At 28.6% G+C, this 12,237-nt stretch carries 14 protein-coding genes; 1 reads left to right on the top strand and 13 read right to left on the bottom strand.

Annotated features, from left to right (window positions below):
- Positions 1 to 819 (bottom strand): sugar-phosphatase, encoded by an 819-nt coding sequence (gene yidA, locus D2A34_RS08510; RefSeq protein ID WP_119366327.1) that lies wholly within the window; start codon positions 817 to 819, stop codon positions 1 to 3.
- 182 nt (positions 820 to 1,001) lie between these two features.
- Between yidA and ytaF the strand changes: the two genes are divergently transcribed.
- Positions 1,002 to 1,628 carry a sporulation membrane protein YtaF gene (ytaF, locus tag D2A34_RS08505; RefSeq protein ID WP_119366326.1) on the top strand — a complete coding sequence of 209 codons (627 nt, stop codon included), beginning with the start codon at positions 1,002 to 1,004 and terminating at the stop codon, positions 1,626 to 1,628.
- A 202-nt stretch (positions 1,629 to 1,830) separates the two neighbouring features.
- Here ytaF and D2A34_RS08500 read toward each other — a convergent pair whose 3' ends face one another.
- From D2A34_RS08500 to D2A34_RS08445, 12 genes are all read right to left on the bottom strand, one after another.
- A complete protein-coding gene (locus D2A34_RS08500; protein ID WP_119366325.1) occupies positions 1,831 to 2,346 on the bottom strand; it encodes a hypothetical protein in 516 nt (171 codons plus the stop codon).
- An 18-nt stretch (positions 2,347 to 2,364) separates the two neighbouring features.
- Positions 2,365 to 3,864, bottom strand: a complete 1,500-nt coding sequence (locus D2A34_RS08495; RefSeq protein ID WP_119366324.1) for a cobyric acid synthase — start codon at positions 3,862 to 3,864, stop codon at positions 2,365 to 2,367.
- Between the two features lie 119 nt (positions 3,865 to 3,983).
- Positions 3,984 to 4,637 carry a Dph6-related ATP pyrophosphatase gene (locus D2A34_RS08490; protein ID WP_119366323.1) on the bottom strand — a complete coding sequence of 218 codons (654 nt, stop codon included), beginning with the start codon at positions 4,635 to 4,637 and terminating at the stop codon, positions 3,984 to 3,986.
- Positions 4,638 to 4,695: 58 nt separating this feature from the next.
- Positions 4,696 to 5,778, bottom strand: coding sequence for a threonine-phosphate decarboxylase CobD (gene cobD / locus D2A34_RS08485; RefSeq protein ID WP_119366322.1), 1,083 nt, complete (start codon positions 5,776 to 5,778; stop codon positions 4,696 to 4,698).
- Positions 5,779 to 5,808: 30 nt separating this feature from the next.
- The gene (cbiB, locus tag D2A34_RS08480) at positions 5,809 to 6,756 is read right to left on the bottom strand and encodes an adenosylcobinamide-phosphate synthase CbiB (protein WP_119366321.1); all 948 of its coding nucleotides are present in this window, start codon (positions 6,754 to 6,756) and stop codon (positions 5,809 to 5,811) included.
- On the bottom strand, positions 6,749 to 7,369 hold the full coding sequence (locus D2A34_RS08475; protein ID WP_119366320.1) for a histidine phosphatase family protein: 621 nt from the start codon (positions 7,367 to 7,369) through the stop codon (positions 6,749 to 6,751). Before D2A34_RS08475 ends, cbiB begins: the two co-directional genes overlap by 8 nt.
- 3 nt (positions 7,370 to 7,372) lie before the next feature.
- Complete coding sequence (locus D2A34_RS08470) at positions 7,373 to 7,798, bottom strand: bifunctional adenosylcobinamide kinase/adenosylcobinamide-phosphate guanylyltransferase (RefSeq protein ID WP_119366319.1); 426 nt, start codon at positions 7,796 to 7,798, stop codon at positions 7,373 to 7,375.
- Between the two features lie 18 nt (positions 7,799 to 7,816).
- Positions 7,817 to 8,575 (bottom strand): adenosylcobinamide-GDP ribazoletransferase, encoded by a 759-nt coding sequence (locus tag D2A34_RS08465; RefSeq protein WP_079442344.1) that lies wholly within the window; start codon positions 8,573 to 8,575, stop codon positions 7,817 to 7,819.
- 1 nt (position 8,576) lies between these two features.
- The gene (locus D2A34_RS08460; protein ID WP_119366318.1) at positions 8,577 to 9,113 is read right to left on the bottom strand and encodes a bifunctional adenosylcobinamide kinase/adenosylcobinamide-phosphate guanylyltransferase; all 537 of its coding nucleotides are present in this window, start codon (positions 9,111 to 9,113) and stop codon (positions 8,577 to 8,579) included.
- Positions 9,114 to 9,185: 72 nt separating this feature from the next.
- Positions 9,186 to 9,716, bottom strand: coding sequence for a cob(I)yrinic acid a,c-diamide adenosyltransferase (locus tag D2A34_RS08455; protein WP_119366317.1), 531 nt, complete (start codon positions 9,714 to 9,716; stop codon positions 9,186 to 9,188).
- A 153-nt stretch (positions 9,717 to 9,869) separates the two neighbouring features.
- Complete coding sequence (gene cobT / locus D2A34_RS08450; protein WP_079442347.1) at positions 9,870 to 10,964, bottom strand: nicotinate-nucleotide--dimethylbenzimidazole phosphoribosyltransferase; 1,095 nt, start codon at positions 10,962 to 10,964, stop codon at positions 9,870 to 9,872.
- Between the two features lie 75 nt (positions 10,965 to 11,039).
- Positions 11,040 to 12,005 carry a glycoside hydrolase family 73 protein gene (locus tag D2A34_RS08445; protein WP_119366316.1) on the bottom strand — a complete coding sequence of 322 codons (966 nt, stop codon included), beginning with the start codon at positions 12,003 to 12,005 and terminating at the stop codon, positions 11,040 to 11,042.
- Between the last annotated feature and the right edge of the window lie 232 nt (positions 12,006 to 12,237).

Below are 12,237 nucleotides of genomic sequence, written 5' to 3'. Positions count from 1 at the left end.
TTACTCTACTGATTCATTTAATATAAATTTCTCTATTACAAGAGCTATTCCGTCTTCATCATTTGAAGAAGTAATAAATTCCGCAGCCTCTTTAACTTCATCAGTTGCATTACCCATCGCAACACCAAGTCCTGCATACTTAACCATAGATAAATCATTTCCTGCATCTCCACAAGCTATTATTTCCTCTTGTTTAATACCAAGATGCTCTCCAAGCCTTTTTAATCCAAGACCTTTATCAACTTCTTTATTGGTAAATTCCAAGAAAAATGGAGCGCTTTTAAATACACTGTATTTTTCATATACTTCATTAGGCAATTTTTCTATTGCAGGATCTAGCATTTCCTGTGGATCTATCATCATAACCTTTATTATATCTTCATCATCATCAACTTCACTAAAATCCTTTATAGTAAAATCAATCCCGTTTAATGTAGCCTCATATTCAGTATATTTACTGGCTTTTGGAGCTATTAATCCTTCCTTAGCAGAAAAAGCATGTATATTAATATTAAGACTTTTACTTATTTCATATATATATTTTAAGTCAGAACCCTTTAAAGATACTTTAGACACAATTTCTCCAGTCTTTGTATTTTGAACTAAACCTCCATTGAAGCTAAGTACAAAATCATCTCCCTTTAATAAATCTAATTCTTCCAAATATCTAGTTAATCCAGCCAATGGTCTCCCTGATGCTAAAACTATTTTAACTCCTTTTTTCTCTGCCGCCTTTATCGCTGCTTCATTACTTTCTGATACTTTTTTATCACTTGTAAGTAATGTTCCATCCATATCTAATGCAATTAATTTGTACATATAAATCCTCCAATTGTGTAATTATTGTTTGCTATTCTTTTCTATAGTTTATCTCTATTTTCTACTTATTTCAATTAATTCAATTAATAAATTATTAATTTTTATTAATCATCTAAATTTGTAACTAATAGGATTTTTTTTTCATATTATGAATTATATCGAAAACTTATGAGGTAACATTTATGCTTGAATCTTTATTATTAGTATCTTCATTATGTATAGATTCTTTTGTTGCAAGCATGGCTTATGGTACATCTAAAATTAAAATACCACCTTTATCAATGATAATCATAAATTTAGTATGTACTCTTACCCTTGCTTGTTCTTTATTTGTTGGATCTATATTTAAAAGCTTTCTTCCAAGTAACGTCCCTATTTTTCTTGGATTTTCACTTTTAATGTTACTTGGAATATACAGACTATTTGAATTTATTTTTAAGTCATATATTACAAAATGTTCAAAATCTGATAAACCATTAACTTTTAAACTCTTTGATTTTCAATTTATATTGCAGGTATATGCGGATGAAATTAAAGCTGACTTTGATAAATCAAAATGCTTAAATGTTAAAGAATCTGTTTATTTAGCTTTAGCTCTTTCTCTAGATAGTCTAGCTGTTGGATTTGGCTCTAGTTTATGTAGCATTAATTATATGCAAGTTCTAATATTATGCTTTATCGTTGGAATGTTCTGCGTATCTCTTGGTGTATTTTTGGGGAGAAAATTTGCTCAAAAGTTACATTTTGAACTATCTTGGCTTTCAGGCGTACTATTAATACTATTGGCAATACTTCGAGTTTTAAAATAAATTCTTATGAAACTTGGTATTATTTTAAAATACCTCTTTGTTACTTAATAATGTAAAGCTAACAATAAAATTAATAATTACTTATCGAGAATTTCGATACACAAAATCTCAAAATAAAGAACACTCTTATTATTGGTGCATATGCCTTTATTAATTTGCATAGCACTTAATAAGAATGCTCTTTATTATTTAAAATAATACTTTATAAATTAACAAATCTATTAAATTGTTTATCTAATTCATCTAAATTAGACTCTAAAAATCTATGAAACGTTTCTTTCTCTAACCTATATGAAAATATTGGCGAATTTAAAAACTTCAAAAATTCTTCTGTTAACTCCATAATCTCTTCCTCTGGGACTTTATAAACTTCTCTGAGGATATCGAAGAAACTGCCACCTTGATGCTGCTTTAGCCTTATTTCAGCAGTATATATTACGCTTGATAGTTTATCTCCGCCGAATACCTCTACCTGTTCTTGTATTGATCCATACCCTTTTTTCAACATATCAATATATTCATTTATAATTGCCTCTTTAGAGTTTCCTATATTTTTTCTTGCAATTATATTCTTTAAAACCTCATATGACTTTTCTTCTGATATCCAAAACGCTTGCTCAAGCACATCTGTCATTTTATAAAAGGTTTTCCCTTTTATATTTGCTCTTGCACGATCTTCTATATATTTTAATAATTTCTCTTCAGTAATTGTTAACATTTATCCTCACCTCTACCCCTAAAGCTTAATTATTTCCTTTAGCTTATTAATATCAATATTCTTTTCAAATAACTTTGATAACTTGTCGTATTCATTATCTTTATACTCATTAACTTTTTCAACAATTGTTTCTTCTGATATTTTTATATTACTATTTTCCTTAAGAGAAGCTATAAATGAACTTATAAACTCTTCCGATTCAAAAATCCCATGAAGATATGTTCCTGCAACCATTTTCTCGTTATCACATACCCCCACAATATTTCCATCCAAATCTTTCATAAACGGAAGTGACTTTTTGCCCACCTTACTTATTCCATTATGAATTTCATAACCAGTTATTGTACTGCCTTCTATAGATCTTATTAATTTAAGGTCACATAATATACTGGCTTTTGTCTGCTTTGTAATTTTTGATTCATTGAATCTTGTTTTTATATCTAAAAATCCAAAACCATCTTCCTGAGAAATATTTCCTTCTACACCCAATTTATCAAGAACTAAAGTACCAAGCATCTGGTATCCACCACATATACCGAACACTAGAGTACCCTTTTCTTTCAGTTCTATTATTTTATCAAATAATTTATTTTCCTTTATATATCTTAAATCTTCAATTGTATTTTTAGTACCTGGGATAATTATCAAATTCGGATTTTTTAACTCACTACGTTTTGAAACATATCTAACCGTTACACCTGGAATTCGTTCTAGAACATTAAAATCTGTGAAATTAGACATATGTAATAGTCTAATTACAGCAATATCAAGAGTTCCTTCTTCCTCTTCGTTTCTAATTCTCTCAGTTACACTATCTTCATCTTCTATATCAAATTTTTCATAAGGCATTACTCCAAGAACAGGTATATTTATAATTTCCTCTAACTGCTTTATAGCCGGTTTAAACAAGTCTATATTGCCTCTAAATTTATTTATTATTACACCTTTTATTCTCTCACGCTCTTCTTGCGATAACAATTGAATAGTCCCAACAATTGATGCAAAAACTCCACCTCTATCTATATCTGAGACCAAAATTACAGGCGCATTTGCTAATTCAGCCATAGCCATATTAGAAATATCACTATCTTTTAAATTTATCTCCGCACAACTTCCTGAACCTTCTAATACAATTACATCGTGTCCTTCACTTAATTTAGAGTATGCATCTTTTACTTGTACTTTTAAATTTTCATTTAATTCCCTATATTTATAAGGCTCAATTTTGCAATAAACTTTCCCATTTACTATTACTTGTGTATAATCGCCGCTAGGTTTTAATAATACTGGATTCATTAAAGCTTCTGGCTCTATTTTACATGCCTCTGCTTGTACAACTTGTGCTCTTCCCATCTCCAACCCATCTTTTGTCACATAGGAATTCAATGAAATATTTAATGCCTTAAAAGGAGCTACATCTAAACCCTGATTTTTCAAATATCTACATAGGGCTGTGGCTAAAGTACTTTTTCCAACAGAAGATGCTGTACCTAAAAACATTATACTTTTTTTATCCATTTATTTACCCCTCTCAAATTCATTTATAATACTTAATTGTCAATATTCAAATTTTAGTCTCCAATGTTTACTTGTGAAAATCAAATTCTAAATTATCGAGGCTAATTGTTCTCTAGTCTTTAAATTTTTATTGTTAAATATCCAAAGTCTCCAACTATTTCTTTATTAACTTTATCGAATTTGATACCATGTTTAAATATTGGACCATCAAACACTAATGTGTGATATTCTCCATTTTCTCCACTTGGATCACATCCTAATTTTTTTATTTCATTAACAACTTCTTTAGTTAGCTCTTCCCCAAGAAATTCTATTCCTAAGGCATTTAAATTTACTTTTTTAATCACGGCTTTGAAGCCATAATCTATAAATTCATTTGTTAAATTTTCTCTATTTTCTTGCCATAAAGGAAATACGCCATTTATTTCTGCCGCATTACACCTGTCTAAACACCATTTTTTATGTGCTTCTATATCGATATCTCCAAATACACAAACTTCTGCGCCTTTATCTTTTGAAACTTTTAATGCTTTTTCAAATTCTTCTTCATAATTCTTATTACCACTACAATCTATTACTGTAAGTGGAATTTCTAATTCTTTAGAAGCTTTCTCTAAAATATCCCTAGGTATTTTATGAAAGCAAGAATCATTTTGATTATCAAATGTAACTAATAATTCAATTACTTCATAGCCATTTTTAATCATTCTATATAAAGATAATATACTATCTTTACCACCGCTAAATGATATTACAACTTTCCCTTTATTCATATTACTTACCTCTTTTTTTAATATTATTTAAGTTCAAATTCTCCACCTGATATTAATATTACTCTTTATTTACATACGCTTCAAATATATTCTTTAAATTCTGTATTAGCATTATATTTTCCGCACAATTTCTTACTGCGACTCTATAAAAGTTATTATTCAATCCTTTGTAATTATGACAACTTCTAATTAATATATTATTCTTTAATAATTCATTTTTCAAATCCATATTTCTTAGATTTTTCAATAATATGAAGTTAACACTTGGTTTAAATACTTTTAATTCCTTTATCTGCCTTAATTCATTAAATAAATATTCCTTTTCATTTTTTATGAATTTTATCGATTCTGTAATATAATTATCATCTTTAACTGCAACTTTTGTAGCTATTTCAGCCAAAATATTAATATTCCAAGCAGGAGATATCATTTCGACCTTTTCCTTTAATAAGCTGTTACATATTGCATATCCAATTCTTATTCCGGGAAGCGCAAAGAATTTAGTGAGAGATTTTATTATGACTAAATTTTCATATTTATTTATGTACGAAATCATTGATAAATCTTCTTCCATAAAATCTAAAAAGGATTCATCTATTAATAATATAACATTATTTTCTTGTGCTTTTATTAAGATTTTTTCCAATAAATCTTTTGAAGTTATAACTCCTGTTGGATTATTCGGATTGCATATAAACATTAAATCTATTTTGTCATCTATATACTCTAAAATGTCTTCTTGTATGCAAAAGTTGTTTTCTTCTTTTAATCCATAGTAAATAATATCTCCATTTACCGCTCGTACAGCTTCCTCATATTCAGAAAAAGTTGGAGCAAGAATCAATGATTTTTTTGGATTAATCCCTTTAACTATATTAAATAAAACTTCTGCTGCACCATTTCCTAATATAATATTATCTATATTTATATTTTCATATTCCCCAATAGAGTTTTTAAGTTCAAAATAAGTTATATCAGGATACTTTTCAATTTCATCCAAACCATCAATAATAGCCTTTTTCACACTATTCGGTGCACCTAAAGGATTTATGTTAGCTGAAAAATCTATTATTTTTTCATATTGAAGTTTATTTTCTCTGCTTATTACTTTTGCATTTCCACCATGACCAAAACTTGCCATAAATATCCCCCATTGTTTATTATATAATGTTTATATATACATTAATACTATTGTTCTAACAGATATTGCAATCAAAAATCCTATAACAGCTGATAAGTAAAGAACCTTTGCTGTTTTATTAACATCATTAATTTCTATTTCCTTAAGCTTATCTCCTATTTTAGGCTTTTCTACTAATTTTCCAAAATAATAATTTGCTCCTCCAAGCTCTACTCCTAATGCTCCAGCTATTGCTGCTTCAGGGTGGGCACTATTAGGGCTTGTATGGTTATATCTGTCTCTCTTATATATTTTGAAACTATTTTTATAGTTATATCCTAATATTCCAGCTGAAATTACTATTAATATCCCTGTTATTCTTGCTGGTATATAATTAAAAATATCATCTAATTTGGCTGAAAAAAATCCAAAATCCATATATTTATCGTTCTTATATCCAAACATTGAATCTAATGTATTTACTGCTTTATAAGCAAAAGCTAAAGGCGCTCCAAAAATTGCCGCATAAAATAAAGGTGCAATAATCCCATCTGCCATATTTTCTGCAATGGTTTCAACAACAGCCTTTATTATGCCTTCTTTATTAAGACTAGCTGTATCACGTCCTACAATAAATGATAACTGCTTTCTTGCGCCCTCTATATCATCTTTTAACAAGAATGTAATTACCTTATATCCTTCAACTACCAACCCTTTGGATGCTATACAGAAATATATTAATACGCCCTCTACAATAATTCCAAAATAAAGGTTGATACTTTTACATGCATTTACAATCCCAAAGGTTATAATAAATGTTACAGCAATTGTTAAGATCCAAGTTATTAAGCCTGCTGCTTTTAAATAGTTCTTGAAAAGTCTCCTAAATATTGTTTCAAATCTTTTAGCCAAACATCCTATTCCTCTAACTGGATGATATGGATTATTAGGATCCCCAATTATTAAATCTAAAAGAAATCCTATTGTTAATTCAATCATGGAATCCCCCTTTTTGAATTACTTTATCTATTGTAAATTCATTATTTTCATCTATATTTATTATTAATTCATATCCCACACCATTTTTAGGCTGCCATTCATAAAATTTCTTACTATTATCATATAACATTTCTAGTATCATGCCTATACTTCCGCCATGAATTACTCCAAATGCTGCTTTTATATTTTTACTAACTAAATATTCAATTAAGTTTATGAAAGCTTCTTTAATTCTATTTCTAAATTCCGTTTTACTTTCTCCATTTGGACACTTTATATATCCTTCTTCATCATCTATCCAAGTGGTATATTCCTTTAAATGTTTCAAATCATCATAACCTTTTAATTCGAAATCTCCAAAATTATATTCAAAGAAATTTTCCCAAATATCATATTTAACATTTGGACAAAGAATTTCCAAAGTTTGATTTGCCCTCTTAGCTCCACTTGTGAAATAATAATCACAGCTTCTGTATTCAGTTTTCTTTAAATTTTCTTTTAATTCAACAATTCCATTTTCGCTTAAATCAACATCGCTTTTCCCGCAATATAATTGCTTTTCATTACAGTATGTTTTTCCGTGTCTAATTAAAAATAATGTAATCTCTTTCATATACTATTTTAGTGATGACTCATCACTAATCCTACTTTCCTTCTCATTTATATTCTTTTTTAACTCGTCTGAAAGTCCAAAAAAGACTCTATACACAAAACAAGAATTATTTGCTAAAAATTGTAATGCACGCCCTGTTTCTTCTCTCCATGCTCTATCTAATTTTTCAATCGGTACAATTCCTGATGTTATTTCATCACAAATAATTATCTTGTCCTTTAATGCATTAAGATTGTTCTTTAAAATTTCTAAGGAATCAAGATCCTTTAAAATACATTCCTTTGTAAATACATGCAGACCACATATAACCTTTTTATTATATTCAAGATTATGGCCACTACAAAAATAGATCTCATCATCACTTATATTATATTTGTCTTTCACAAACCTAAGTTTTCCATTATAGGCTCCACCAAAAACTAACTTCATTATGTACCACCTCAAAGATTATAATACTATTCCTAACGTTAATATTCCTATAACTTCACCAACAACTAAAGCAAACCCAGCCACATCTCCTGATATGCCTCCAAATTCTTTTCTACACTTTTCTACTGACCACGTAACCCCAATTATTATTAATCCAGTCATTAATAATCCATAAATATTAAGGACAAAGAATGATATCACAAGCATTATAATCACTGATATAACCATAATAATTCTATCTATTTTATTAGTTCCTTTTTTAAAGTACGTTCCAAGAGTACTTTCTTTTATGGTAACTCTGCTTAAAAGAAAATATGCCACGCTGCTTCTACTAACTATTGGAATTAATATTAATATATAAAATTGTACATTCTTTTCTAAAATAGAGTGCATGCCTCCAAATTGTAAAAAAAATAGCATTACTAATGATATTACAGAAAATGCTCCTGTCCTCGAATCTTTTAAAATTCTAAGTTTTTCTTCCCTATCTCGTCTAGAAAGAATTGCATCACAAACATCCATAAATCCATCTAAATGCAGCATTCCTGTTACAATAAATGGCACCATCATCACAACTATACTTTTTAAAATAATTGAAACATTAGAAATGTCCATTAAGTAATATATAATGCTCCATATAGCTCCAACTATTAGCCCTACTACAGGATAAAACTTCATCATATTTTTTACCCCTTCATCATCCCATTCAACGTACGGTGTTGGAAGTACAGTAAACATACTTAAAGACATGATAAACCCCTTATAAAATTTCCTCATTTTATATAATTTTCTCCTTACACTTATGGTATCTTATATTTCCAAAACTACATTCTATAACATTGTCGCAAAGTCCTGCCAATTCTATATTTATAGTCGCTAACTCCCTTTTAAAATCTTCAGTAATTCCATCATATTCTATTGCATCATTAAATATGTAATCACTAACAATTACAATATTTTTTACTTTACTAATTATTTGATTTAATCCCATTAGAATATTTATTGATGGATTTTTAATAATGTCACTTTCAATAAACATTTCATTTGTCAAAAGAGATGTTATGCTGTCTATCAATACAGTATCATCATCTTTAATTTCATTAATTAATTCATGTAGATTACTTTGCTTTTCTAAAGTAAAAAAATTAAAACCTGCTCTATTTTCTATATGTTTTTTTATTCTTTCTTCATCTTCTTTGTCATAAGGCTTCATAGTGGCAACATAAACAACTTTATTTTTGTTTAAAGATAGGGCTATTTTTTCTCCTACTTCCGATTTACCACTTTTAGAGCCTCCAATTATCAAATAATTCATCTCTAAAATTCCAATCCAACAAATTTTAATTACTATATTTATATAAATATAACCATATAACTTAGTACGTATCTATTTCTCTATTCCAACTCTTGAAGTTATTCCTTTTTCATAGGGGTGCTTTATTGCCTTAATTTCAGAAACATAATCAGCAAGTTCAACCAATTTTTCATTTGGATTTCTTCCTGTTAATACAACCTCCAAGCCTTTGGGTTTATTTTTCAGAAACTCAACTATCTTATCTAGAGATATTAATTCCAAGTTCGTTGAAGCAATTATTTCATCTAGTATTAATAAATCATAATTTTCATCTATAGATTTTTGAGTTACTTTTTTAAACCTTTTTTCATGTTCATTTTTAGTATGAATTTGTTCATCTTCACTCATAAATTTAAAGAACTTTCTTACTGGCTCACCTTTTACAACACAGAAATTCTCTCCAAGTTTCTCTATTGATATTAATTCCCCTGTATCATAATCTTTTAAAAATTGAGTTAATAAAACTTTTTTATCTCTGCCTGCTGCCCTAATACCAAGCCCCATGGCAGCTGTAGTTTTCCCTTTTCCATCTCCGCAATAAATATGAATTAGTCCTATTTCCATAAAATCTCCTCCTTCTGCATCTTTACACAATTGCGAAATCATAAGTGCTATTATTCGAATCACTAAACTGGTTATAAATAACTATGGTATCTATAAATCACCTAGTTACTATTTCTTAAATTTAAAATTCTATAAATTATTTTAGTAAATAAACTAGATATTATTCAGAATTTTAAGTTCATCTAAATAGCTATCATTAATCTCTGCTTCTTCAAATGTTGCCATGTTATTCATAACTGCACATGCCGAATCTACTATTGAAAATGCCAGCGGGCATCCACTTCCCTCGCCAAGACCCATATCTAAATTTAGTAATGGGCTTAATCCTAACTCGTTAATTGCAACCTTAAATCCCACTTCCTTTGAATCATGAGAAGTAAACATGTAGTCCTTTGTTTTTGAATTTAGTCTAAAAGCTATAATGGCTGCAACAGCAGATATAAATCCATCTATAATAACAGGAACTTTATAATAAGCAGCTCCTATAAATACTCCTGCCATAGCAGCAATATCGAAACCTCCAACTTTAGAAACTACATCTATTGGATCAGTTTTATCAGGCTTATTTACCTCAATAGCCTGGATTACAACTTTTTTCTTTTTCTCAAAAGCTTCATCTGTGATGCCAGCTCCTCTTCCTACAACATCTTGAACTTTTGTATCTGTTAATGCTGATAATACTGCACTGCTTGTTGACGTATTGCCTATACCCATTTCTCCTACTCCAAGAATTTCATACCCTAATTCCTTTGCATTCTTAACACATTCAATTCCTATAAGCATAGCTTTTATCGCCTCATCATAACTCATGGCAGATTCTTTGGCTATATTATTAGTAGACTTTCTTATTTTTTTATTAATAACATTTGGATGATTAAAATCACAATTTATTCCCACGTCTACAACCATAAGGTCGGTATTATTTGCCTTTGCAAGAACCGCAACCCCAGTTAGTCCTTTTGTAAAATTTATTGTTTGAGACAAAGTTACTGATTGAGGGGCTGATGCGACACCTTCTTCAACAACCCCATTATCTGAACACATTATAATTACCATTTTTTTATTTATATTATTCTTTATCTTTCCTGTAATCCCAGAAAGCTTTATCGCTATTTCTTCTAGTTTTCCTAGACTCTTTAATGGTTTTGCAAGTGATGTCATCCTCTTATCTGCTTGTATTAATATTTCCTCATTTACATCTCTTATACCATTAATAATATCACTTAATTGCTTAATATTAGTATTCATTTTATATCCCCCACGTAATTCCTATCTATTCTTTGTTAAATATAACATAAATCCCTAAGTAATGCCTATAAAAAATTATTTATTATCCTTAAAGTAACTCATCTCGCACTCATAGTCTAAAAGCTGAAGATTTTGCTCCTGAATTAGGTCTATTAATAACTTTGAATATATTGGCTCACCTTTGTCATTCTCCACAGTACTATATCCTGCTTTTTCTATTGCTTTAGCTTGCTCTAAGTAATGTGTTGTGTTAAAAACTCCACTCTGCTTATACCGTTTATTATTTTTTAGAAATTCTCCATAATCTTTTATTGAATCCTCAGTACTATTATATACTCTAAAATAGTCTTCAATTTTTTTACTATAGTATTCTGAAGTATCCATTTTAATCTTTTTCCCAGTCCATCTATTATCTGCTTTTATTCCAAATAAATTGTTTGCCTTAGTACTTAGCTCAGATTTTCCCCATCCACTTTCTAATATTGCCTGGGAAATAGTTATAGATGGAAGAACTCCATATTTATTATATATTTCAATTGCCTGGGGATACATTCTATTGATAAATTCTACTTTAAAATCATCCTTTAAATTATTCTTTTGGTATCCTGTATATTTTAGGTCATCTATGTAATCATGGACTTTTTCTTTTTGCTCTTTATCAAAAGATAATTCATCCAATACTATATCTAGGTCTACAAGTCTGTAATCACTACTTTTAACCTTGATGCCTGTACTATTTTTTTCTACAAACATATTCGCTAACTCCCTAGCACTATTTTCAGTAACTTGAGAAAAATCATTTTTATATCTAACACCATCAATTGCAGCCATGTACTTCCAATTAATTTGAAGTTTATCTTTACTAACATTATCCGCTTCTTCTATATAGATCTTTGTATCTAAATCTTTTAAGTTAATATTTTTATATTTTTCAATAATGAATAAATTATAAATTTGAAAACCAATAACTCCAATAATAATCAATACTATCATATTCTTAATTTTTTTTCTTAACCCCTTTTTTCTTTTTCTCGTGTTCATCCTAGAACTCCTTCATTTAATATAATTTACGTATAATTAATATCTATATAATAAATTATATAATGTATAACTAAATTTCAAATACATATTTTTATTAAACTTTTATTATTTTTGTGTAATATTTATAACATTATTTACCTCCATTTAAACAAATATCTTCTTCTCAATTCATTTTAGATATTTTAATTATTTAAGGTTAATCACATCATCTTATAGATATCCAAACTACGAA

The organism is Clostridium chromiireducens (genome assembly GCF_003575225.1).
Classification (GTDB): Bacteria; Bacillota; Clostridia; order Clostridiales; family Clostridiaceae; genus Clostridium; species Clostridium chromiireducens.
The sequence above is the reverse complement of the archived record's forward strand: the minus strand, read 5'-3'. Positions and strand labels throughout refer to the sequence as shown.

Excerpts from the sequence above, each read along its gene's own strand:
- D2A34_RS08465 (WP_079442344.1), bottom strand. The coding sequence starts at position 8,575 with ATGAGGAAATTTTATAAGGGGTTTATCATGTCTTTAAGTATGTTTACT.
- D2A34_RS08475 (WP_119366320.1), bottom strand. The coding sequence starts at position 7,369 with ATGAAAGAGATTACATTATTTTTAATTAGACACGGAAAAACATACTGT.
- D2A34_RS08445 (WP_119366316.1), bottom strand. The coding sequence starts at position 12,005 with ATGAACACGAGAAAAAGAAAAAAGGGGTTAAGAAAAAAAATTAAGAAT.
- D2A34_RS08490 (WP_119366323.1), bottom strand. The coding sequence starts at position 4,637 with ATGAATAAAGGGAAAGTTGTAATATCATTTAGCGGTGGTAAAGATAGT.
- D2A34_RS08460 (WP_119366318.1), bottom strand. The coding sequence starts at position 9,113 with ATGAATTATTTGATAATTGGAGGCTCTAAAAGTGGTAAATCGGAAGTA.
- cobT (WP_079442347.1), bottom strand. The coding sequence starts at position 10,964 with ATGAATACTAATATTAAGCAATTAAGTGATATTATTAATGGTATAAGA.
- yidA (WP_119366327.1), bottom strand. The coding sequence starts at position 819 with ATGTACAAATTAATTGCATTAGATATGGATGGAACATTACTTACAAGT.
- cbiB (WP_119366321.1), bottom strand. The coding sequence starts at position 6,756 with ATGATTGAATTAACAATAGGATTTCTTTTAGATTTAATAATTGGGGAT.
- D2A34_RS08470 (WP_119366319.1), bottom strand. The coding sequence starts at position 7,798 with ATGAAGTTAGTTTTTGGTGGAGCCTATAATGGAAAACTTAGGTTTGTG.
- D2A34_RS08455 (WP_119366317.1), bottom strand. The coding sequence starts at position 9,716 with ATGGAAATAGGACTAATTCATATTTATTGCGGAGATGGAAAAGGGAAA.
- D2A34_RS08500 (WP_119366325.1), bottom strand. The coding sequence starts at position 2,346 with ATGTTAACAATTACTGAAGAGAAATTATTAAAATATATAGAAGATCGT.
- D2A34_RS08495 (WP_119366324.1), bottom strand. The coding sequence starts at position 3,864 with ATGGATAAAAAAAGTATAATGTTTTTAGGTACAGCATCTTCTGTTGGA.
- cobD (WP_119366322.1), bottom strand. The coding sequence starts at position 5,778 with ATGGCAAGTTTTGGTCATGGTGGAAATGCAAAAGTAATAAGCAGAGAA.
- ytaF (WP_119366326.1), top strand. The coding sequence starts at position 1,002 with ATGCTTGAATCTTTATTATTAGTATCTTCATTATGTATAGATTCTTTT.